22 protein-coding genes are annotated in these 20,134 nt (G+C 68.7%); 13 read left to right on the top strand and 9 right to left on the bottom strand.

Translation table 11 applies throughout. The features are described from left to right. Window positions 1-14: 14 nt before the first annotated feature. Window positions 15-797 carry an IclR family transcriptional regulator C-terminal domain-containing protein gene (locus ACIBL3_RS00890; RefSeq protein WP_396351076.1) on the top strand — a complete coding sequence of 261 codons (783 nt, stop codon included), beginning with the start codon at window positions 15-17 and terminating at the stop codon, window positions 795-797. On the opposite strand, the gene ACIBL3_RS00885 is transcribed toward ACIBL3_RS00890, so the two are convergent. Together ACIBL3_RS00885 and ACIBL3_RS00880 are read right to left on the bottom strand one after the other, a co-directional pair. Continuing rightward, window positions 794-1,210: a VOC family protein gene (locus tag ACIBL3_RS00885; RefSeq protein WP_396351075.1), complete on the bottom strand. Its 417-nt coding sequence runs from the start codon at window positions 1,208-1,210 to the stop codon at window positions 794-796. The genes ACIBL3_RS00890 and ACIBL3_RS00885 overlap by 4 nt on opposite strands. A gap of 116 nt (window positions 1,211-1,326) precedes the next feature. Then, window positions 1,327-2,346, bottom strand: coding sequence for an SIS domain-containing protein (locus tag ACIBL3_RS00880; protein WP_396351074.1), 1,020 nt, complete (start codon window positions 2,344-2,346; stop codon window positions 1,327-1,329). Between the two features lie 139 nt (window positions 2,347-2,485). Here ACIBL3_RS00880 and ACIBL3_RS00875 point away from each other — a divergent pair, with 139 nt between their 5' ends. Beyond that, window positions 2,486-3,208: a GntR family transcriptional regulator gene (locus ACIBL3_RS00875; RefSeq protein WP_396351073.1), complete on the top strand. Its 723-nt coding sequence runs from the start codon at window positions 2,486-2,488 to the stop codon at window positions 3,206-3,208. 192 nt (window positions 3,209-3,400) lie between these two features. Continuing rightward, window positions 3,401-4,426, top strand: coding sequence for a class II fructose-bisphosphate aldolase (gene fbaA, locus ACIBL3_RS00870; RefSeq protein WP_396351072.1), 1,026 nt, complete (start codon window positions 3,401-3,403; stop codon window positions 4,424-4,426). A 92-nt stretch (window positions 4,427-4,518) separates the two neighbouring features. Here fbaA and ACIBL3_RS00865 read toward each other — a convergent pair whose 3' ends face one another. Both ACIBL3_RS00865 and ACIBL3_RS00860 read right to left on the bottom strand, forming a co-directional pair. Continuing rightward, the gene (locus ACIBL3_RS00865; protein WP_396351071.1) at window positions 4,519-5,502 is read right to left on the bottom strand and encodes a type IV toxin-antitoxin system AbiEi family antitoxin domain-containing protein; all 984 of its coding nucleotides are present in this window, start codon (window positions 5,500-5,502) and stop codon (window positions 4,519-4,521) included. Between the two features lie 96 nt (window positions 5,503-5,598). Beyond that, a complete protein-coding gene (locus tag ACIBL3_RS00860) occupies window positions 5,599-6,042 on the bottom strand; it encodes an HNH endonuclease (protein ID WP_360514871.1) in 444 nt (147 codons plus the stop codon). A gap of 144 nt (window positions 6,043-6,186) precedes the next feature. Between ACIBL3_RS00860 and ACIBL3_RS00855 the strand changes: the two genes are divergently transcribed. The 3 genes from ACIBL3_RS00855 to ACIBL3_RS00845 all read left to right on the top strand — a co-directional run bounded on the left by ACIBL3_RS00855 (window position 6,187) and on the right by ACIBL3_RS00845 (window position 8,741). Next, window positions 6,187-6,594, top strand: a complete 408-nt coding sequence (locus ACIBL3_RS00855; RefSeq protein ID WP_360514874.1) for a DUF3151 domain-containing protein — start codon at window positions 6,187-6,189, stop codon at window positions 6,592-6,594. Window positions 6,595-6,628: 34 nt separating this feature from the next. Then, the gene (locus ACIBL3_RS00850) at window positions 6,629-7,384 is read left to right on the top strand and encodes a 2-phosphosulfolactate phosphatase (protein WP_396351070.1); all 756 of its coding nucleotides are present in this window, start codon (window positions 6,629-6,631) and stop codon (window positions 7,382-7,384) included. Between the two features lie 151 nt (window positions 7,385-7,535). Beyond that, window positions 7,536-8,741, top strand: coding sequence for an MFS transporter (locus tag ACIBL3_RS00845; RefSeq protein WP_396351069.1), 1,206 nt, complete (start codon window positions 7,536-7,538; stop codon window positions 8,739-8,741). Here the strand turns inward: ACIBL3_RS00845 and ACIBL3_RS00840 are convergent. Beyond that, on the bottom strand, window positions 8,728-9,546 hold the full coding sequence (locus ACIBL3_RS00840; protein WP_396351068.1) for a DUF6597 domain-containing transcriptional factor: 819 nt from the start codon (window positions 9,544-9,546) through the stop codon (window positions 8,728-8,730). The two genes, ACIBL3_RS00845 and ACIBL3_RS00840, sit on opposite strands and share 14 nt — an antisense overlap. A gap of 57 nt (window positions 9,547-9,603) precedes the next feature. Here ACIBL3_RS00840 and ACIBL3_RS00835 point away from each other — a divergent pair, with 57 nt between their 5' ends. From ACIBL3_RS00835 to ACIBL3_RS00820, 4 genes are all read left to right on the top strand, one after another. Then, entirely contained in the window at window positions 9,604-10,104 is a 501-nt protein-coding gene (locus ACIBL3_RS00835; RefSeq protein ID WP_396351067.1) for a VOC family protein, read from the top strand. Window positions 10,105-10,465: 361 nt separating this feature from the next. Next, window positions 10,466-11,746 carry an adenylosuccinate synthase gene (locus ACIBL3_RS00830; protein ID WP_396351066.1) on the top strand — a complete coding sequence of 427 codons (1,281 nt, stop codon included), beginning with the start codon at window positions 10,466-10,468 and terminating at the stop codon, window positions 11,744-11,746. A 69-nt stretch (window positions 11,747-11,815) separates the two neighbouring features. Further along, complete coding sequence (locus ACIBL3_RS00825; protein WP_396351065.1) at window positions 11,816-12,088, top strand: hypothetical protein; 273 nt, start codon at window positions 11,816-11,818, stop codon at window positions 12,086-12,088. Then, window positions 12,085-12,492, top strand: coding sequence for a PIN domain-containing protein (locus ACIBL3_RS00820; RefSeq protein WP_396351064.1), 408 nt, complete (start codon window positions 12,085-12,087; stop codon window positions 12,490-12,492). Before ACIBL3_RS00825 ends, ACIBL3_RS00820 begins: the two co-directional genes overlap by 4 nt. Before the next feature lie 25 nt (window positions 12,493-12,517). On the opposite strand, the gene ACIBL3_RS00815 is transcribed toward ACIBL3_RS00820, so the two are convergent. Next, window positions 12,518-14,512: a protein kinase gene (locus tag ACIBL3_RS00815; RefSeq protein WP_396351063.1), complete on the bottom strand. Its 1,995-nt coding sequence runs from the start codon at window positions 14,510-14,512 to the stop codon at window positions 12,518-12,520. A 197-nt stretch (window positions 14,513-14,709) separates the two neighbouring features. Between ACIBL3_RS00815 and ACIBL3_RS00810 the strand changes: the two genes are divergently transcribed. After that, window positions 14,710-15,312: a DJ-1/PfpI family protein gene (locus tag ACIBL3_RS00810; RefSeq protein ID WP_396351062.1), complete on the top strand. Its 603-nt coding sequence runs from the start codon at window positions 14,710-14,712 to the stop codon at window positions 15,310-15,312. Here ACIBL3_RS00810 and ACIBL3_RS00805 read toward each other — a convergent pair. Then, complete coding sequence (locus ACIBL3_RS00805) at window positions 15,288-16,208, bottom strand: SAM-dependent methyltransferase (RefSeq protein ID WP_396351061.1); 921 nt, start codon at window positions 16,206-16,208, stop codon at window positions 15,288-15,290. The two genes, ACIBL3_RS00810 and ACIBL3_RS00805, sit on opposite strands and share 25 nt — an antisense overlap. A gap of 52 nt (window positions 16,209-16,260) precedes the next feature. Further along, window positions 16,261-16,962: an SDR family oxidoreductase gene (locus tag ACIBL3_RS00800; protein WP_396351060.1), complete on the bottom strand. Its 702-nt coding sequence runs from the start codon at window positions 16,960-16,962 to the stop codon at window positions 16,261-16,263. An 88-nt stretch (window positions 16,963-17,050) separates the two neighbouring features. On the opposite strand from ACIBL3_RS00800, the gene ACIBL3_RS00795 reads away from it, so the two are divergent. Beyond that, window positions 17,051-17,641: a TetR/AcrR family transcriptional regulator gene (locus ACIBL3_RS00795; RefSeq protein WP_396351059.1), complete on the top strand. Its 591-nt coding sequence runs from the start codon at window positions 17,051-17,053 to the stop codon at window positions 17,639-17,641. Between the two features lie 265 nt (window positions 17,642-17,906). Beyond that, the gene (locus ACIBL3_RS00790) at window positions 17,907-19,106 is read left to right on the top strand and encodes an alginate lyase family protein (protein WP_396351058.1); all 1,200 of its coding nucleotides are present in this window, start codon (window positions 17,907-17,909) and stop codon (window positions 19,104-19,106) included. A gap of 109 nt (window positions 19,107-19,215) precedes the next feature. Here the strand turns inward: ACIBL3_RS00790 and ACIBL3_RS00785 are convergent, their stop codons facing one another. Further along, entirely contained in the window at window positions 19,216-20,034 is an 819-nt protein-coding gene (locus ACIBL3_RS00785) for a siderophore-interacting protein (protein WP_396351057.1), read from the bottom strand. Window positions 20,035-20,134: the final 100 nt, after the last annotated feature.

Here is a 20,134-nt window from a genome sequence, read left to right as displayed (position 1 = left end):
GAAAAGGCTAGCCGATGGCCGGTGAGGCGTCCACAGGTACGTTCCTGCAAGGCCTGGAACGCGGCCTTGCGGTGATCCGCGCGTTCTCGGCGGACGCGCCGTCGCTGACGCTGAGCGAGGTCGCGCGCGACGTGGGGATCACGCCGGCGACGGCGCGCCGGATCCTGCTGACGCTGGTGGAGCTCGGGTACGTCAGCAGTGACGGCCGTCGCTTCTCGCTGACGCCGCGTGTGCTCGCGCTCGGCTGGGCCTACTTGTCGTCGTTGGACTTCGGCGAGCTCGCCGGTCCGTTCATGGAGGAGCTCAGCGCGACGACACGGGAGTCCTGCTCCATCGCGACCCTCGACCTACCCGACATCGTGTACGTCGCCCGCGTGCCGACGAGCCGTATCATGACAGTCGCGCTCGGCGTCGGCGCTCGGCTGCCGGCGTACGCGACCTCCATGGGCCGCGTCCTCCTGGCCGGCCTGCCCGAGGACGAGCTGACCGCCTACCTGACATCCGTCGAGCCCGAACCGCTCACTGACCGCACCATCACCTCGCCCGACGAGCTGCGGGACGTCATCACGCGCGCTCGCACTGACGGGTACGCCCTTGTCGACCAGGAGCTCGAGCTCGGCCTCCGCTCCATCGCGGCCCCGATCCACAACTCCCGGGGCCGCACGATCGCCGCTCTCAACGTCTCCGCCCACGCCTCCCGCTCCACCCCGACCTCGCTCTGCACCGAGGTCCTTCCCCACCTCCGGTCCACGGCCGGCCAGATCACCACCGCCCTGACCCACCGCGGCCATCTCTAAGCCTTCATTTCGGCGAGGACCTCCAGGTAGTGCGGGTTGTTCATGATCCCGATGACGTTGCCGAACGGGTCGGCGACGGACGCCGTACGGAAGCCGGTGTCGCCGCGTTCGGTGATGCCTTCGATCAGGGTGGCGCCCAGCGCGAGCAGGCGGTCGAGGGTGCCTTCCAGGTCGTCGACGTGCCAGTGGATGATCGCGCCGGCCGGGCCGTTCGCAACTGTGTGATGGGCGTACTTCGCGTCGATGATCCCCAGCTCGCACTGGAAGTCCCCGAACCTCCACTCCAGGTACGCCGGGTTGTCGACGTTCGGCACCGCGAAGTACGGCTCGATCCCCAGCAACTTCGTGTACCACTCCCGCGCGGCCCCCAGGTCGGCGGCGTAGAAGCTGACGGTCGCAAATCCTCGCAACATCTCAGTGGTCCTTCCTCGGTGTCTCCCGGTTGATGACCACTACTTTTCCACCCAAAGTGCTCACCGAATGAGCACTTTTTCCGGCGACTTCTCGAGCAGGTTGCTGACGGTTCCCGTCAGTCGGTTTGGGTGACCTTGCGGAGGCCTCGGGGGGCGTCGGGGTTGAGGCCCAGCTTGCGAGCGAGGGACTCGATGGCTCGTTGGGCGGGGATGACAAGGGCCAGGGGAGCGAGCGTCTCGGGGAGGTCGGGGCCGGCCAGGTTGACGTCGCACCGGGACGCGAAGGTCGGGTCGCCACCGATGCCGAGGATTTTGCTGCCCTTCTCGCGGACGATGCCGGCCAATTCGGTCATGCCGGGCAGCGCGGGGCCCTCGCCGGCGGCGACCAGGATCGTGACGAGGTCCGCGTCGACGACCGCGATCGGTCCGTGCTTCAGATCGGCGTACGACAGACCGCGGACCGGCTGCAGGCAGGTCTCCTCCAGCTTGAGGGCGACCTCGAGCGTGGTGCCGAAGGTCAGGCCACGACCGCTGGCCAGGACGTCCTGCGCACCGGCGAGCAGGTCCGCGGCTTCCTCGACCGAGCCCTCGAGCATCTGCGACGCGGCGTCCGGAACCCGGGCGATGTCGGCGTCCAGGGTGCCTGGCTTCTGCGCCAGCGCGTCGACGGCGACGGTGATCGCCGCGAGCTGCGTGGTGTAGGTCTTGGTCGCCGGTACGGCGAGCTCCTGGCCGGCCTGGGTGATCAGCGCGACGTCGGCCGTCGACGCGAGCGGGCTGTCGCCGTCGTTCGTGATGCCGACGATCGCGGCGCCGTTGCGCTTGGCCCACTCGGCCGTGTCGACGATCTCCTGGGTCGCGCCGGACTGGCTGACCGCGACCACCAGCGAGTTCGAGAGGTCGAGGTTCGCGCCGTACAGGGTGGCCACCGAAGGGGCCGCCAGCGACGCCTGCCGGCCGGCGTGGATCTCGGTCAGGTAGCGGCCGTAGACGCCGGCGTTGTCCGACGATCCGCGGGCCACGAAGATCACGTGCCGGCGCCCGGCGGCCAGCCGGGTGATGTCGTGCCGCAGGGGCAGGACGTGCTCGAACGTGGCCGCCAGCGCGGCCGGCTGCTCGGCGATCTCGCGCGCCATCTGGGTTTCCTGGGCGGGAACAGACACCACTACGATCACTGGTCCTATCTGGTCTTAACAGGTATGCTGCGCACGATAGCAGTGAGCGGCGTCCCGGGGCACCCCCGAGACCCGCCCAGGTCTGGAGGATCGAGATTCGATGGTGGCGACCAAGCGGGCCCAGGTCCGATCGGTGCTGGAACGGCTGATCGACGTCGAGCTGCACCCCGGGGACCCGATCCCTTCCGAACGCGCCCTGGTGGACAAGCTGAACGTCTCCCGGGTGACCGTCCGGCAGGCGATCAGCGACCTGGTCGAGTCGGGCGCGCTGGAACGCGTGCACGGCAAGGGGACGTTCGTCACCGGTCCCCAGGTCGACTCTCAGCTGCACCTCACCTCGTTCTCCCGGGAGATGCGGGCCCGCGGCCTCGAACCCGGCACGGTGGTGCTGTCGGCCACCGAGATCGAGGCCTCCGAGGAGACCGCGAAGGGACTGCGGGTCGCCAAGGGCACCAAGGTGATCCGGGTCGAACGCCTCCGCACCGCCGACGCGTCGCCGATGGCGTACGAGATCGGCTACTACCCGTCCGCGCTCTTCCCCGGCCTGCTCGGCCGTGAGCTCGGCACCCTGTACGACGTCTTCGCCAGCGAGTACGACGTCGTCGTCACCTCCGGCGAGCAGACCGTCCGGGCGGACAACGCCGACGGTCACGTCGCCCGGGTCCTCGGCGTGGCCAGGCGGGCACCCCTGCTGGTCCTCGAGCGCACCACCTTCGCCGGCCGCAAGGTCGTCGAACTGTCCTGGTCGGCCTACCGGGCCGACCGCTACCGGCTGCACATGGCCCTGACCCCGCGCGGACCGAGGTCCGGGTCGTCGGCCTGAGCCCGACCCGAAGACGTCATCGGGACGCAACGAACTGGACCGGTCCTGTTCATCAACTGGTCTGCATCCCTGCCGAACGCTCCCCGGCCACCGGGCCGGTCCGGCAGGCGGGCCGCCGGGTACGACGAGGTACCCGACGGCGATACTGGAGCTCAACCCACAGAAACAGTGTTGTGAGGAGTACCGCGAGACATGCCTATTGCCACCCCTGAGGTCTACGCCGAGATGCTGGACAAGGCCAAGCAGAACCGCTTCGCCTACCCGGCCATCAACGTCAGCTCGTCGCAGACGCTGATCGCCGCGATCCGCGGTTTCGCCGAGGCGGGCTCGGACGGCATCGTCCAGGTCTCCACCGGCGGCGCCGAGTACCTGTCCGGTTCTACTGTGAAGAACATGGTGACCGGCTCGGTCGCGCTGGCGGCGTACGCGCACGAGGTCGCCAAGAACTTCCCGGTGAACATCGCGCTGCACACCGACCACTGCCCGAAGGACAAGCTGGACGGCTTCGTCCGGCCGCTGCTGGAGATCTCCGCCGAGCGCGTCGCCCGGGGCGAGAACCCGCTGTTCCAGTCGCACATGTGGGACGGCTCGGCCGTGCCGCTGCAGGAGAACCTGGAGATCGCCAAGGACCTGCTGGCCAAGATGGCCGCGGCGAAGATCGTGCTGGAGATCGAGGTGGGTGTCGTCGGCGGTGAGGAGGACGGCGTCGCCAACGAGATCAACGAGAAGCTCTACACCACCGTCGAGGACGGCCTGGCCACGGTCGAGGCGCTCGGCACCGGTGAGAACGGCCACTACATCACCGCGCTGACCTTCGGCAACGTGCACGGCGTCTACAAGCCGGGTGCGGTCAAGCTGCGGCCGGAGATCTTGAAGGAGATCCAGGACCAGGTCGGCGCCAAGGTCGGCAAGGACCGCCCGTTCGACCTCGTCTTCCACGGCGGCTCCGGCTCGACCTTGGAGGAGATCCGCGCCGCGGTCGACCACGGCGTGATCAAGATGAACGTCGACACCGACACGCAGTACGCGTTCACCCGGCCGGCGGCGGCCCACATGTTCAGCAACTACGACGGTGTGCTGAAGGTGGACGGCGAGGTCGGCAACAAGAAGGCCTACGACCCGCGCGCCTGGGGCAAGCTGGCCGAGGCCGGCATGGCCGAGCGCGTCGCCGAGGCCTGCGAGAGCCTCCGCTCCACGGGCACGTCGCTGAACGCCTGACATCTGTTCCTCCTGACAGAGTTGAGGTTTTCGAGGGGCCGACCGCACTTGCGGTCGGCCCCTCACTCACATCCGGGCTGAATGCCCTTCGCTCACATTCGGGCGCGGGCGAGGTTGAACTGCCTGATGCCGGTACGGCGGGACGCTCGGGTGAAGGCGGCTCTGACCCGGTCGACGACGAGTCGTGGGTCGTCGAGGTCCTTCCAGGAGATCGCGCAGCGCTCGATCGGGTCGGGCGCCGCCGGATCGGGGACCGTCGCCGCCGGCTCCCCCTCGTCCGGCTCGGACGCCTCGCACCAGAACGGGAAACGCGGCTCGAACTCGATCACGGTGCGCTCGTCGGGGAACCAGAGGGCATCCGGGACGTCGACGGAGCCCGCCGTACCGCTGTCGTCGCCGTCCATGGAATCTGGCGGTGGCACGGGTGCGGGTGCAGGCAGGCCGGCGTCGGCCAGGATGAGTCGGAGCCGGGCTTCTGCCACCGACGCGGACTCCAGGCCGGCGCGCGAGATCGCCTTGACCGCGCGATCGTTGCCGTGGTCGGCCACAGCGCGTTTGAGCGACCGGCTGGTGACCAAACCGGCGTACAGAGCGGCTTCAGTCAGGACGACGGCAGGCGGGCCCGGTGCCGTCGCGGCGACCTCGACGATGGCTCGCGCGGGCGAGACCATCCGCAGCTTGTTCCAGACCTGGATGCCCGGGCCGACGGGGTCGCGGATGTGCCGGTGCACCCCGCCGACGCAGCCGCCACGGCCGTACGGCGAGGTGACGTGAACGCGAGCCAGGTCGAGGCCCCAGAGCGGCAGTGCATGCAGCGCCGCCGCCGACTGGTGGCTGGCGAACACGCTGGGACCGCCGGAGCGGAGCACGCGGTACACCTTGCGCAGGTGCAGGACCTCATCGGTGACGAGCGTGAGCGCCCGGCGCGCGGCATAGGTGCCCGGCCGGATCCGGCGCCAGCCGCCGGTCTCCAGCAGGGTGTCGATGTCCGGGTCGGGGTAGCCACACGCACGCGCGTCGGCGCGGGTGAACACCCCGCCGCGGATGGTGGCCATCACGGCGAGTTGAGGGTTCATGCCTAGAAAGTGCCGTGATCAGCCCCCCGATCCGACCCCCACTTCAAACCTGTGGACAGCGGACCCCGCGGCGGGCATGAAAAAAGCCCGTCATCTTCATATGACGAGCTCCGCGCGGGTTGGTACCCAGGGTTGCCAGAGGAGGGGCATGTCGGCCTCGGACGGGGTGCGGTTGCCTTTCCGCTCGTTGCAGGCGGCATGGGCGGCCACGGCGTTCAGCCACTCGGTGCGGCCGCCCCTGGATCTGGGTTGGACATGGTCCATGGTGTCGGCGTTCTCGAGACCGCAGTACGCGCACCGGAACTTGTCCCGCCGTAACACTCCGTGCTTGCTGTACTTCATCCGGCCGGCGGCGTAGCGCCAGTGGGTCACCACGTACCGCACCAGGCGCAGTACGCGGGGGACCGGAAAAGGGCCGATGGTCCGCTCTCCGTGCGCCTCTTCCACCACTGCGACCTCGCGGACCAGCATCCGGATGGCGTGCTGGATCGACACGGTGTGCAGCGGCTCGTACGACGCGTTCAGGACGATGACGCTCATCCGGTGCCTCCTTCCGGCCGTAGCTGGGAACCACGGCGGTTTGACGCAGGGTCTCAAGCATCCGTGGCCGGTCGGTGAACGGTCAACGGATTTCGCCAGACGGTCACGTGCCGGTACGGCTGCGTGATCGGCGAAGATGTGCTTATGGAATTGAACAATCTGCTCTCCGGTCCACCCGAGACACTACTCCCCGTGGACCCGGCCGCGGCGGAACTCGCCGCCGGGGCCGCGGCGGTGGACGTCGCGGCCAAGTTCCCGACCTCGTCGCTGGCCTGGAGTCAGCTGGCCGAGGCGGCGCTCGCGGACGGGCGCACGATCGAGGCGTACGCGTTCGCGCGGACCGGCTACCACCGCGGTCTGGACCTGCTCCGCCGCAACGGCTGGAAGGGCCACGGGCCGATCCCGTGGGAGCACGAGCCGAACCGCGGGTTCCTGCGCTGCCTGGCCGTGCTCGGCAAGGCGGCCGCCATCATCGAGGAGAAGGACGAGGCCGAGCGCTGCGCGACCTTCCTGCGGGACTCGTCCCAGACTGCTGCAGACGCGCTGAGCTGAAACGTGGTTGTGGGGCTGGTGGCTCGACGGCAGGATGCGTCGGGTGACCAGCCCCTATGCGCAGGACGGTTTCCGAGTCGGCTTCGACTGGGGCCCGGTCGGCGCCGACGTGGTTGCCGGCGCGATCGTGGCCGTCGTGGACGTCCTCTCCTTCACCACCACCGTGACGGTCGCGACCGATCTCGGCATCGACGTCTACCCGTACCGCTGGCGTGACGAGTCCGCCGTCGCGTACGCCAAGCAGTACGACGCTGTCCTCGCCGTCGGCCGATCCGCAGCCGGCCCGGGCGACGTGAGTCTGTCACCGGCCACCATCCGTCAGGCCCGAGGGATCAAGCGCCTGGTGCTGCCGTCCCCGAACGGCTCGACGATCGCGCAGCAGCTCAGCGACAGCGGGTCCACGGTGATCGCAGTCTCGCTGCGTAACCGACAAGCAGCCGCCGACTGGGTGAACGAGCGTCGTGCCGAGGACCCGGAGCTCAAGGTCGTGGCGATCGCGGCCGGGGAGCGCTGGAAGGACGGCTCGCTGCGACCGGCTGTCGAGGACCTCTGGGGCGCCGGCGGATTCCTGAGCGCGCTCGGTAGAGAGGGCATGTCGCCGGAGGCGCGGGCTGCGGCCGCTGCCTACGAGGACGTGGCCAGCGCGTTGCCGAGCGTCCTGCACGAATGCGCCGGCGGCCGCGAGCTCACGCAGTACGGCTTCCCGCAGGACGTCGCGATCGCGGCCGAGGTGGACAGCAGCAACTCTGTGCCCGTGCTCGAAGCCGGTAGGATGACCGCGTCAACCTGAACGACAAGGTTTCTGCCCGTTGACATAGCCGGCAGGCGGCGCGCGTCCCCGCTTCCTGCCGAACATGGACGGTTGTAGGCGGACTCGACGGACCGGTGAAGCTGGACGCCCACGGTCGGTCCCCGCCCCTTCGGGCAGCGGAAGGTACACCGTGCCGGCTCTCACCGGACGGATCAGTACGCCCACATCCAGCTACGCGGCGGCGCTGCGTACTCCCGGGGCGTGGAAGTTCTACCTCGCGGCCGCACCGGCTCGCATCGGTCTCGCCATGACCAGTCTGGGCATCGTCTGGCTGGTCCACGGATCCACAGGCTCGTACGCCGCAGCCGGAACTGTGACCGGTGGTTTCGCCGTCGCAGAGGCCTTGGCCGGTCCACAGGTCGCCCGACTCATCGACCGCTTCGGTCAGACCCGCATGCTGCCGATCACCCTCGTGGTGCATGCGGCAGCTGTCGCCCTGCTGATCGGACTCACCCTCGGCCACGCACCACTGTGGTCGTTGGTCGCCGCTGGCGTCCTCACAGGCGGGTCATTGCCCCAAGTAGGTGCGCAGACCGGAGCTCGCTGGTCACATGCACTCCGTGGCTCCCCTCTCCTGTCGTCCGCCTTCGCACTGGAAGCCCTCGGTGTCGGAGTGGCCTTCATGGTCGGCCCGGCGCTCATCGGCACGGTCAGCTCGCTCAGCAGCCCAGTGGTCGGCACTGCATTGGCCACGAGCCTGGTGCTGGCCGGCGGCTTCGCGCTGGCGCTCCAACGCAGTACGGCGCCACCGCCGGCGACACGTGAAGCCACCAAGGACCCGGAGCGCCTGCTACACAAGGCGTTCCTGGCCTTGGTTGCCACGAACATCGGTATCGGCATCTTCTTCGGCAGCATGCAGGTCGCCGTCACCGCGTACGCCGTCGACCGCAGCACGCCGTCACTCGCCGGACCGCTCTACAGCATCACCAGTCTGGTTGGCCTTGCCGCCGGGTTCGCGTACGGCGCCAGGCGTTGGCGCATGCCCGCACGCAGTCAGTTCGTGCTGGCGATGGTCGCCCTCAGCATCGGCACGATCCCGTTGCTGTTCGTCGAAACCCCGGCAGCGGTAGGCATCGCGCTGGCGCTCCCCGGCCTGGCCATCGCGCCGATCCAGACGCTGTCCGCCGTACTGGCCGAGTCGCAAGTGGAATCCGCCGTACTCACACAGGCCTTCACCTGGCTGAACTCGGGCAGTGCGGCCGGCATCGCGGTCGGCGCGGCACTCGCCGGCCGCGTGGTCGACGCGCACACCGCCCACCACGGGTACGCCGTCGCGCTATTGGCCACGCTGCTCGCGGCTGCGATGGCGTATGTGGTGAAGGTCAGCGGTAGGTGATCTGGCGTTCGGCGGCGGCGCGGGCGGCGTACTCGGCTGGGGTCAGGCCGATCTGCTGCTTGAACTCCTTGGAGAAGTGGGCTTGGTCGAAGTAGCCGAGCGAGGCGGACAACTCTGCCAGCTCGGCTACCTCGCCCTGCGCCAGCAGCTCGGCACCGTCGTGCAGGCGGTACCGGCGCAGCACCCACTTCGGGCCGACGCCGACGTACCGCCGGAAGAGGCGTTGCAGCGTGCGGATCGGGACGCCGAACTGCTCGGTGATCTGGTCCACCCGCGCCACCGAGCGGTCCGCCGCCATCGCGGTGACGATGTCGCGCACCAGCTCGTACGACGGATCCGGTGGCACGAGGTGGTCGCGCAAGAACGCCTCGAACACCGCACGACGCCGTACGTCGGACTCCTCGGCGAACACCAGGTCGGCCAGTCGATCGCCGTCCGGGAACACCGCGGACAACGGCAGCACCTGGTCGCGGAACGACGCAACATCCAGCCCGGTCACCGCACCGAACCCGCCGGCCCAGAACTTCACCCCGAACACCCGGCCGCGACCGATCAGCTCGCGCTCGAACTTGCGCGTGCAGACCCCGTTCACGAACCCGCCGCCCGGCTGCTCGAACGTCACGTTGACGCTGGGGAACGGCAGCACCTCCGCGGTGTACGGCTCGTCCAGGTCCCACTCGACGATCCAGTACCACTCGACGAAGCGGCCGATCTCCGGCCCGGCGGCGAGCCGGCTCAGCGTCCGGTGCCGGGCCTGCTCCCGCGGATGCAGGATGCCCTTCTCGCCCTCGGGAGGGGTGCTCAATCTGCCTGTCGCTTTCTTACAAGACCGGTACGGCGGCGGACGCGTTGACTAACCGATATGACGACGAACACGGACAGAGACACTGTAGTTCGGCCCATCCCCGACGGTTATCACTCGCTGACGCCGTACCTCGCCGTGCCGGACGGCCCGAAGGCGATCGAGTTCTACCAGGCGGTGTTCGGGGCCGAGGTGGTGAGCCGGCAGGACATGCCGGACGGGCGGGTCGGGCAGGCGGAGCTGAAGTTCGGGAACTCGATGCTGCAGCTGAGCGACCAGATGCCGCAGATCGGGCTGCGGGCGCCGAACGGTGAGTGGGTGCACTCGTCGCTGGTGCACTACGTGCCGGACGTGGACGCGACGTTCGCGAAGGCGGTCGAGGCGGGGGCGACGCCGGTGGAGCAGGTGCAGACGTTCATGACCGGGGACCGGTACGGGACGGTGATCGACCCGTTCGGGCACCGCTGGGCGATCCTGACGAAGGTCGAGGACGTGTCGCGCGAGGAGGCCGATCGGCGGGTGAAGGAATGGCTGGCCTCGAACCCGCAAGAGCTGCAGTAGAAGGCGTTCCTCGCAGACCGGACGAGTCCGGAACCAAGACCTTCCTCGTCCGAGAACGAGGAAGCGGCCCGCCGGAACCGTCCCCTGCGGCAGTTTCGGCGGGCCGCTGACTAAGAGTGTGCACGCGATCACGCAAATTGGCAACCCGTTAGGTGATGAAACACCTACTTCAAGTGATCGCTTCAGCGCTGTGGACGGTGATCGGGCGGCCGGACCGGGTTCCGGTAGGCTTTGGTCGCAAGAGCCTGGATGCGTCGCCGGATGAATGTCCGGTGAACGTCTCCGGGCTTCACCGTTTCCAGCGTCTGGCTGCCGCGGCGTCGTGAGATCGCCGGGCCGGCGCGTGAAGAGGAGGGCTGAGATGCCCGCAATCGTGCTCGTCGGCGCCCAGTGGGGCGATGAGGGCAAAGGCAAGGCGACCGATCTGCTCGGCAACACGGGCGAGGTCATCGACTACGTGGTGAAGTTCAACGGCGGCAACAACGCCGGCCACACGGTCGTGATCGGGTCCGAGAAGTACGCGCTGCACCTGCTGCCCAGCGGAATCCTGACCCCGGGGGTCACCCCGGTGATCGGCAACGGGGTCGTGGTCGACCTCAGTGTGCTGTTCGAGGAGCTGGACGCGCTGCAGGCCCGTGGTGTCGACACGTCCCGGCTCGTGGTGAGCGCGAGTGCTCATCTGATCCCGCCGTACAACCGGACGCTGGACAAGGTGACCGAGCGGTTCCTCGGCAGCCGCCGGATCGGGACCACGGGACGTGGCATCGGGCCGACGTACGCCGACAAGATGAACCGGATCGGGATCCGGGTCCAGGACCTGTACGACGAGAAGATCCTCGAGCAGAAGGTCACCGGCGCGCTGGAGCAGAAGAACCAGCTGCTGGTGAAGGTCTACAACCGCCGCGCGGTCGAGATCGCCGAGGTGCTGGACGAGCTGCTCGGGTACGCCGACCGCCTCAAGCCGATGGTGGCCGACACCAGCCTGCTGCTGAACAAGGCGCTGGACGACGGCAAAACCGTGCTGATGGAGGCCGGCCAGGCGACCCTGCTCGACGTCGACCACGGGACCTACCCGTTCGTCACGTCGTCGAACGCGATCTCCGCGGGCGCGTGCACCGGCTCCGGCATCCCGCCGACCCGGATCGACCGCGTGATGGCGGTCGTCAAGGCCTACACGACCCGGGTCGGCGAGGGCCCGTTCCCGACCGAGCTGCTCGACGCCGACGGCGAGTGGCTGCGGCAGCAGGGCGCGGAGTTCGGTACGACGACCGGCCGCCCACGCCGGTGTGGTTGGTACGACGCGGTCATCGCGCGCTACGCCGCCCGCGTGAACGGTGTCTCCGACTTCGTCCTCACCAAGCTGGACACGCTGACCGGTCGCGAGACGATCCCGGTCTGCGTCGCGTACGACGTCGGCGGCGTCCGGCACGACGAGATGCCGATGACCCAGACCGACTTCCACCACGCGGTCCCGGTCTACGAGGAGTTCGACGGCTGGTCCGACGACATCTCCGGCTGCCGCAACTTCGAGGACCTCCCCAAGGAGGCCCAAACCTACGTCCGCGCCGTCGAATCCCTCAGCGGCGCCCGAATCTCCGCCATCGGCGTAGGCCCCGAGCGCAGCCAGATCGTCCAGCTGTGAGACCACCGCAAACCGCCGGGGCGATCTCGGCGGTTTGCTCTGGTCATACCGCAGTCATACCATCGTGGTATGTCGGTGAAGAAGAAGACCTTGTCCTTCGACGAGGAGTTGTGGGCAGCCGTCGAACGCCGGGCTCGGGACGCGGAGACGACACCGTCGGCTTACGTGAACGAATTGGTGGCGAAGAGCGAACGGCTGTACCGCGGTCTGGAAGCGGTGTCGGAATGGGAGTCCGAGCACGGTGAGCTGACGGCAGAGCAGCTCGACTGGGCGGATCGGGCGCTGGACGAGGCTCGCCGTGAGGCGGCCGACGACGGTGCAGGCGAGGGCACGACGGCGTGACTCATTTGGTCTATGACGCCGGCGCGCTGATTGCCGCCGAGCGCGACGATCCGCGCCTGTGGGCGATCCATCTGCGGGCTCTGATGCGCGGTGTCGAGCCGAGCGTGCCGGCCGCAGTGCTTGCCCAGGTCTGGCGAGGTCACAAGCAGCGCGGGCTTCGGAGGCTGATCGACGGTTGTGAGGTGGTGCCGCTCACCCAGGATCTGGCTACTCGAGTGGGCGAGTTGCTGGCTGTCGCCGATCGGGCTGACGTGGTCGACGCCCAGGTCGTGGCCTGCTGCTTCGAGTCGGCAGCGACATGTGTGACTTCGGACCGAGGGGACATCGCACACCTCGCCGAGGCCGCGCGTAACGGTGCGTGGCGTGGCAACAACCGGTGGAAGGTGCCGATCATCACTCTCTGACCTGCGCCGACGAGCAGTTCGTGCTTCAGCGGCCGATGAAGGGCAGGTCTCGGATGAACGGGGCCTGCCGGAGGTCGTCGAGGGTGGGGCGGGTGTTGATGTCGGGGGTCTCGATTGGGGTGCGGGCCCAGGTGGAGCCTTCGCCCTGGGTGGCGTTGTAGAAGGCGAGACCGCCGAGGGCCAGGAGTACGGCGGCGACGGTGGCGGAGAGCCAGCGGGGGCGGAAGGCGTTGCGGGCCGCGATGTGGGCTCCCCGGCGCAGCGAGCTGCCGCCGGGGCCCCACCAGGCGAAGAAGAGTGCAGTGAGCGCCGCGCTGCCGAAGCCGACCGCTGACAGCGGCTGCCAGTCCACGCCGTTGGCGACACCGACCATTCCGGTGACGATGCCCCCGATGACGACTCCGGTCAGGAGCGGCAGGATCAGGCACGGCAGCGTGATCAGGGTCGAGGTGACCAGCTGCAGCGGAGTGGATGCCGCGGCGACCACACCGTCGGAGCGCCCAGACCGGCCGCGCATCTGGCGTCGCCGCATGAGTGCGGTGCTGGAGCGGTCGACCGTACGCGCGATCACGAACAGCACGATCGCCACGAGCGAGCCGAGGCCGGGGTAGAGCGCTACGAGCCCTGTCAACGCCACCATGAAGCCGACGACCACAGCTGTGCGCTTGCCGGTGGCGGGAGCCCGCTGCGGCTTCCCGTCGTACGGGTTGGCCTGGTACGGGTCCCTACGATCGGGCGGCTGTGGCTGCTGGTACGGCGCCGGAACCGGGCTCTGGTACGGCGCAGGGGCGTAGCCGGAAGCGCCTTGGTAGGGGAGCGGCATGGCGGCTGGAGCGGCTGCGATCGGCGCCGGACTGTACGTCGCCGGATGCACCGGAGCCCCCGCCAGACCACCAGCAACGCCACCGGCCGCACCGCCGACTACGGCTCCACCGGCGACCGCGCCACCAGCCGCTGCTGCGGCCTTGCGATTCGCGGCGGCGTCGCGGAGCTTGTCCCGGATCGGCGCGAACGCGGACAACGGTGGGATCACCGGCGGCACGAGTTGCGCCACCTCAGCCGGCGACGGCTCCCCAGGCCCCGAGGACTCCTCCGGCATGACCCGAGTCATCTGCGCAGTAGGCGGACTCAGCTGAACAGTCGGCGGAGCAACCACCACCGTCGGCTTCTCCCGTGGCACGAACGCGTCGCGCCCCTCGGCGTACCGGTTGAGACCCGTCATGATCTCGTCCTGCGTCGGCCGGTCCCGCCGGTCCGGAGAGAGCGCTGCCGCGAGAAGAGACTTCAGCCGTGGGTCCAGCCCATCCAGGTCGGCGTGACCGCTGTGCACCCGGGCCAGCACGGCTTCGAACGGTCCCTTGCCGAACGGGCGTCGTCCAGTGGCCGCAAATGCCACCGTGGCGGCCCAGCCCCACCAGTCCGCCGACTCCGACACCGTCTCGCCCTCGATGAGCTCCGGTGCGAGGTAGCCCGGCGTACCGATCACCAGACCGGTCTGCGTGAGGCGCAGGTCGTCTGCAGCTTGGGCGATGCCGAAGTCGATCAGCACCGGGCGGCCGTTGAACATCATCACGTTGCCCGGCTTGAGGTCGCGGTGGATCACGCCGGCGCTGTGGATCGCCTGCAGCGACTCGGCCAGGCAGCCGGCCACCGGCAGCCACTTGCTCGGCGTCAGTGGTCCACGGTCGTCCACCTGCTCGTCCAGCGGCCGCCCCGGGACGAACCGTGTCACCAGGTACGGCTGGTCGCCTTCCAGGTCGTAGTCGAGGATCCCGGCCACCCCGGGGTGATTCACTTTCCGCAGTGTGGTCGCTTCGCGCTGCAATCTGGCGCGGGCGATCGGGTCGTGGGCCACGTGTGGCCGCAGCACCTTGAGTGCGACTTCCTGGTGCTCGGCTCCTTCGGCCAGGTAGACGACACCCATGCCGCCCTGCCCGAGCCGCCGCACCAACCGGTACGGCCCGACCCGCTCCTCCACCTCCTCCACCGGTGAGGAAGAAGGTCCCCCTGTCGCTGACATGCCATCTACGGTACGTCGGCAGCAGACCAATCTGGCCCCGATGACGTCAGAGGTAATCGTCTTGATGCACCGACAATTCCGACGGCGCGCACGCAGAAGGCCACCGACGTGCTGGGCTGAGGTTTGTGGCTGGATCCTTGCGAAGGGCGGCCAAGCGGTCACTGGTCGGTGGTACGGCGAAGCGGTTGGGTGGGGGTATGCGGATCGAGTTGCTGGTGTTCGACGGGGTTGACGAGATGGATGTGATGGGGCCGTTCGAGGTGTGGAGTCACGCCTCGAAGCGGACCGAGTTCGAGTTGGCCCTGGTCGGGCTCGATGGGCCGGTCGAGGTGACCGGGCTGCACGGCCTGCAGTTCAAGGCGCCGGAAGGACTCGGTACGCCGGACGCGCTGTTCGTCCCCGGCGGCGGCTGGCTGAACCGCGCCGAGAAAGGCTCGTGGGCCGAGGCGAGACGCGGCGTGATGACCGCCCGGATCGCCGAACTCGCGCCGCAGCTCCGCTTCATCAGCGCCGTCTGCACAGGCTCGATGCTGCTCGCCGAAGCCGGCCTGGTGAAGGGACGAGCGGTGACGACGAACCGCAACGCCTGGGCCGAGCTGGAGGCCTTCGGCGCGGACGTGAAGACGAACCGCGTCGTCGACGACGGCGACCTGGTCACCGCCGGCGGCATCACGGCCGGCATCGATCTCGCGCTGCACGTCGTCGAGCGCGAGTTCTCCGCCGAGGTCGCTGACGGCATCGCGGCCACGATGGAGTACACCCGCGACCGCGACCTCTACCTGGTTGCTGCAGGCAACTGACGCCGTAGCAGCACCCCGCGGCTGCCTCGCTTGCGGAGCAGCGCGCCGGACAGATCCTCCAACCGCGGCGGAACGAGCTCGATCTCCTCCTCCACCGACCACGCCGCCGGCCAGACCTGCCGCGCGAGCTCGCCCGCTTCCAGCGCCACGAACAGGTGATCGGTCGGGAACCGATTCAGCAGGCTCAGGTCTTGGCCGTAGTACAAGACCTCGATCAGCAGGTACGCCGACCCCGTGAGCCTGGCCGTGGTCGCGAGGTCCTCGAAGCTGTGCGGATGGATCCGAACGTCGCCACTCACGTTGGAGCGCAGCCGCTCGAGGAAGCCCTCGTTCGGCTCGGTCGCGTCAACGGAGTACCCGTCCGCCAGCAGCCGCTGCGTCAACGCGCCCACATGCGCGCCCACCTCGATCACCCGCCCCGCGGCAGGATCGAAGTGCCGCCGCAGCCACTGCACCGTCGCGTCCAGCCGCTCCTGCTCGTACGGCGAGGCCGCGACCTCGACAGGGTCGAGTACGACGGGCGGCGTACCCACCGCCATCGTGTACCGGACCGAACCCTCGACCGCAGCCGTCAGGTCCAGGGCCCATCGACCATGGGCCGTCCGAATGTCCGACGGGTGATGCGTCCACACGGTGAACGGGACAGCTCCCGCCTCGCGAGCGATCGCCGCGGCCGCAGTCGCCGGGGAGAACGGCTTGTCGCTCTCCCCGGAACTGGCCTGGAGTGCGGCGATCGCCGCGAGCCGGCCTTCGAGCGGTACGCCGGCGGGCAGCTTCAGGTAGATGCCGCGCTCGGCGGCGAGCAGGTGGACCTCATGGCCGTGGGCCGGGTCCAGGACGGACAGGAAGTCGGTGACGGCATCTTCGGGACGGACAACGGCGAGGACGTCAATCATCCTGGTCCAGTTTACGCAACGTCCTTACCGAAGATTGTCGAGCGTGTGTCGATCAGTTGACGAGTTGCAGGTAGGCCGCGGTGAGGTCCTGGGACACCAGCGCCTTGGCGCCGCGGGCGGTGTCGTCGGCGAGCACCTCGTGCGCCCCTGACTCGATGCCGTCGAGCGCCTGCTTGGCGATGTCCTCAGGGCGGGACTTCGGTGCGTCGACCGCAGTCACCATGTCGGTGTCGACGTACCCCATGTGCAGACCGGTGACGCCGATGCCGCGGTCGAGCAGCTCGAGCCGGATCGCGTTGCTCTGCAGCCAGAACGCTGCCTTGGTCGCAGCATACGCGCCGTGCAGGGCGACCCAGGAGAGCGCCGAGTGCGCGTTCAGGATGTGGCCGCCGCCGTTGCGCTCGATCACCGGGACCAGCGCGCGGGTCAGGTTGAGTGGGCCGAAGAAGTTGGCCTCGAAGACGTCCCGGACGGCCTCGATCGGGGTGTCCAGGTAGGTGTTCGGCGAACTCGCGCCGGCGTTGTTGATCAGGACGGTGACGTCCGGGACCGCGGCGACCAGGGCGTCGATCGAGGCCTGGTCGGTGATCTCCAGCGGCAGCGGCACGACGCGGGGATCGCTGCTCGGCTTGGGGTTGCGCGCGGTGGCGTAGACCTTGGCGACGCCCCGGTTGAGCAGGTCGTCGACGATCGCCTTGCCGATCCCGCGCTGGCCGCCGGTGACCAGGACGACGGCGCCTTCGAGTGTGGTCATGTCTGACTCCAAAGATGGAAACCGATCTGTTTCCATCAGCGTAAACCGATCGGTTTCCGCACGCAAATCCACCCGGTACTCTCGTTCCATGACCACCTCGGCGACACCCCGCGAGCGGCTCCTGGATGCCGCGGGCGAACTCTTCTACCGCGACGGCGTCAGCATCGGGGTGGACGCGCTCTGCAAGGCGGCCGGGGTGTCGAAGAAGTCGATGTACCAGCTGTTCCGCTCCAAGGACGAGCTGATCGCGGAGAGCCTGGCCAGCCGCGGCCCGTCGTACCAGGGCCTGCTGCACCCGGGGCCGGAGGACGACCGGCCGCCCCGGGACCGGATCCTGTCCGTGTTCGAGCGACAGGACCGGATGGCTGCCGAAGGCAACTACCTCGGGTGCCCGATGGTGAGTACGGCGGTCGAGCTGAAGAACCCGGAACACCCGGGCTCGGTGGTCGCGCGGCACTTCAAGCAGCAGACGACCGACTTCTTCCACCGTGAGCTGGTGAAGGCGGGCGCGGACGACCCGGGCACGCTGGCGATCCAGCTGACCATCATCTTCGACGGCGTCAGCGCTCGCGCGGTCGTTCGGGCACAACCCCTCGGCGGCGTCGGCGTCGCCACGGCAGCGGCCCTGCTGGACGCCGCCGGCGTACGCTCCGGCGAGCTGGCGACCCAGGCGCGCTAACCCCCGGGCTGCGGTAGTGGCTACGGAGGGTAGTGCCAGTCGGCCGTGACGGCTGTTCCGAGGGCCGGGAACCGGCGTCGTTTCATGGGACAACACCTCGCTTTGTTCCACGGATGGTGGGACTTTTCGGCGGGTTGTTCCGTGGTGAAATTCCTGCTCGCCGGGATATTGACCTGCTCACCGTCCGTCGTCAGACTTTCGCAAAGACCCTGCGCTAGTAGGGGAAACGCAGTGTCCTACCGCCCCGTAGAACAGGACATCCGCCATGCGAAAGAAGACGCTGGTCTTGGCTGCTGCGTGTGTTGCGCTGGTTGCCGTGACCCTCAGCAGCCCCGCAGCCGCCACACCGAAGGCCGAATTGATGGCTCCGCAAGCGCCCGCCGTGTTCACCCATCCCGGTGTCGGTGTCAGCCGGGCCCAGCTCGACTTCGTCCGGGCCAAGGTGCAGGCCGGCGCGCAGCCGTGGACGGACGCGTTCAACCAGGCCAAGAACAGCAGCTACGCCTCGTTGAGCCGGACGCCGAAGCCGCGAGCCGTCGTCGAGTGCGGCCCGTACTCGAACCCGAACCTCGGCTGCACCGACGAGCGCCAGGACGCCATCGCGGCGTACACCGACGCGGTGCTGTGGTACATCACCCGTGACGATCGCTACGCCCAGAAGGCGATCCAGCTCATGGACGCCTGGTCGGCGACGATCCAGGACCACACGAACAGCAACGCGCCGTTGCAGACCGCCTGGTCGGCGTCGTCCTGGCCGAAGGCCGCCGAGATCATCAAGCACGTGTACGGGAACTGGCCGAACTCGGGCCGGTTCGCCACCATGCTGCGCAACGTCTACCTGCCTGAGATCATCAACGGCTCCAACTCCAACGGGAACTGGGAGTTGACGATGACCGTGGCGATCCAGGGCATCGGGGTGTTCCTCGAGGACCGGGCCGTCTACGACAAGGCGATCTCGCTCTACCGGGTCCGGGTGCCGGCCTTCGTCTACCTGGAGTCCGACGGCCCGCTTCCGAAGACGAAACCGAGCCAGAACCTGAACACCCGGGAGAAGATCATCGCCTACTGGCACGGCCAGGAGACGTTCGTGAACGGGCTGACGCAAGAGACCTGCCGCGACTTCACCCACACCGGCTACGGCATCTCGTCGATCTCGCACGTGCTGGAGACGTCACGGATCCAGGGCATCGACCTGTACCCGGAGTTCGGTGAGCGGCTGCGGCACGCGCTCGGCTTCCAGTCCCGCTGGGAACGCAACCTCGAGCCGGTGCCGTCCTGGCTGTGCAAGGGCTCGGTGAATCGCGGGCTCGGCCCGATCACCGAGGTCGGGTTCAACGCCCTGCACACCCGGCTCGGCATCGCGATGACGAACACCCAGGCGATCACCGAATCCCGCCGTCCCGCCGGAACCAACAGCCTCTTCGTCGCCTGGGAGACCCTCACCCACGCCGAGAACCCGTCCTGAGTTCCCGCAATCTGCGGCCGGGGAGCGCGGAGCTCCTCGGCCGCTGGCGGGTTGTGAGACCGATGACGTGTTGCAGCCCGCCAGCGGTGACATAACCCGCCAGTGCAGGTCAGATCTGGGCTTCGCCGCGCTTCCAGTAGCCCTGGAACGAGATCGCGGTTTTCGGCATCCCGGCCGCGTTGACCAGGTGGCGCCGTACTGACTTGATCATCGACGACTCGCCGGCCACCCAGGCGTAGTCGGCGTCGTACGGGAGCTCGGCCGTCTTGAGTGCCTCGAGCAACGACGTCGCACCGGTCACGACCCAGGTGATGTCTGCGGTGCCGGGGGTCGGCAGCGGGCGCGCGTCGCGGGTGTCGGGCACCTCGACGAAGACCGTCGCGTGGACCGCGGCCGGCAGCTGCTCGAGGATCCCGGCGAGCGCCGGCAGAGCGGTCTCGTCGGCGACGAGCACCCGGCGGATGCTCGTCGCCGGCGGGACGTAGTCGACGCCGGAGTGCAGCAGGCCCTTGGTGCTGGTGGTGTCGACGGCGAACGGCAGGATCAGGCCGAGTTGGTCGCCGAGCTGCGCCTCGCTGACCCACGCGGACGCGGGTCCGTTGACGCCGTGCAGGACGAACTCGATGTCGATCTCGGCGACCTCCGGACGGAGCGCCCGGACCGTGTACGTCCGCATGATGAAACGCTCGTCGGCCGGCTGTGCGCACCACTGGGTGTACCAGTCCGGGCCGACCGGGAGCTCGAGCTCCCCGCCGTTCGGCGGTGCGAGCAAGACCTTGATCCGCTGGTCCGGGCCTGCCGTCACGGCTTCGGCGATCCGCGGTGCGACGAAGGTCACGCGGCGCAGGTGCGGGCTGAGGTCGTCGACCGCCGCCACGGTGGCGAGGACCGAGTCGAACACGATCGGCCGCTCGAGCACAGTCGTCATGTTTGGTTTCTCCATAAACTGAGCAGGGGGAGGCTCAGATGCAGACCCGCGGACGGCCGGGTTATTCTGAGGCGTCTAGAGGTTAGCCTTACCTAAGAGG

It is taken from the genome of Kribbella sp. NPDC050124 (assembly GCF_044460355.1).
Classification (GTDB): Bacteria; Actinomycetota; Actinomycetes; order Propionibacteriales; family Kribbellaceae; genus Kribbella.
This window is presented reverse-complemented; position numbering and strand designations above follow the sequence as displayed.

Bases quoted from the DNA above. Each gene is read 5' to 3' on its own strand.
- ACIBL3_RS00795 (WP_396351059.1), top strand. From the start codon at position 17,051: ATGACCACCTCGGCGACACCCCGCGAGCGGCTCCTGGATGCCGCGGGC.
- ACIBL3_RS00810 (WP_396351062.1), top strand. From the start codon at position 14,710: ATGCGGATCGAGTTGCTGGTGTTCGACGGGGTTGACGAGATGGATGTG.
- ACIBL3_RS00825 (WP_396351065.1), top strand. From the start codon at position 11,816: ATGTCGGTGAAGAAGAAGACCTTGTCCTTCGACGAGGAGTTGTGGGCA.
- ACIBL3_RS00830 (WP_396351066.1), top strand. From the start codon at position 10,466: ATGCCCGCAATCGTGCTCGTCGGCGCCCAGTGGGGCGATGAGGGCAAA.
- ACIBL3_RS00850 (WP_396351070.1), top strand. From the start codon at position 6,629: ATGCGTCGGGTGACCAGCCCCTATGCGCAGGACGGTTTCCGAGTCGGC.
- ACIBL3_RS00815 (WP_396351063.1), bottom strand. From the start codon at position 14,512: ATGTCAGCGACAGGGGGACCTTCTTCCTCACCGGTGGAGGAGGTGGAG.
- ACIBL3_RS00800 (WP_396351060.1), bottom strand. From the start codon at position 16,962: ATGACCACACTCGAAGGCGCCGTCGTCCTGGTCACCGGCGGCCAGCGC.
- ACIBL3_RS00855 (WP_360514874.1), top strand. From the start codon at position 6,187: ATGGAATTGAACAATCTGCTCTCCGGTCCACCCGAGACACTACTCCCC.
- ACIBL3_RS00885 (WP_396351075.1), bottom strand. From the start codon at position 1,210: ATGTTGCGAGGATTTGCGACCGTCAGCTTCTACGCCGCCGACCTGGGG.
- ACIBL3_RS00860 (WP_360514871.1), bottom strand. From the start codon at position 6,042: ATGAGCGTCATCGTCCTGAACGCGTCGTACGAGCCGCTGCACACCGTG.
- ACIBL3_RS00835 (WP_396351067.1), top strand. From the start codon at position 9,604: ATGACGACGAACACGGACAGAGACACTGTAGTTCGGCCCATCCCCGAC.
- ACIBL3_RS00880 (WP_396351074.1), bottom strand. From the start codon at position 2,346: ATGGCGCGCGAGATCGCCGAGCAGCCGGCCGCGCTGGCGGCCACGTTC.
- ACIBL3_RS00785 (WP_396351057.1), bottom strand. From the start codon at position 20,034: ATGACGACTGTGCTCGAGCGGCCGATCGTGTTCGACTCGGTCCTCGCC.
- ACIBL3_RS00865 (WP_396351071.1), bottom strand. From the start codon at position 5,502: ATGAACCCTCAACTCGCCGTGATGGCCACCATCCGCGGCGGGGTGTTC.
- fbaA (WP_396351072.1), top strand. From the start codon at position 3,401: ATGCCTATTGCCACCCCTGAGGTCTACGCCGAGATGCTGGACAAGGCC.
- ACIBL3_RS00790 (WP_396351058.1), top strand. From the start codon at position 17,907: ATGCGAAAGAAGACGCTGGTCTTGGCTGCTGCGTGTGTTGCGCTGGTT.
- ACIBL3_RS00875 (WP_396351073.1), top strand. From the start codon at position 2,486: ATGGTGGCGACCAAGCGGGCCCAGGTCCGATCGGTGCTGGAACGGCTG.
- ACIBL3_RS00805 (WP_396351061.1), bottom strand. From the start codon at position 16,208: ATGATTGACGTCCTCGCCGTTGTCCGTCCCGAAGATGCCGTCACCGAC.
- ACIBL3_RS00890 (WP_396351076.1), top strand. From the start codon at position 15: ATGGCCGGTGAGGCGTCCACAGGTACGTTCCTGCAAGGCCTGGAACGC.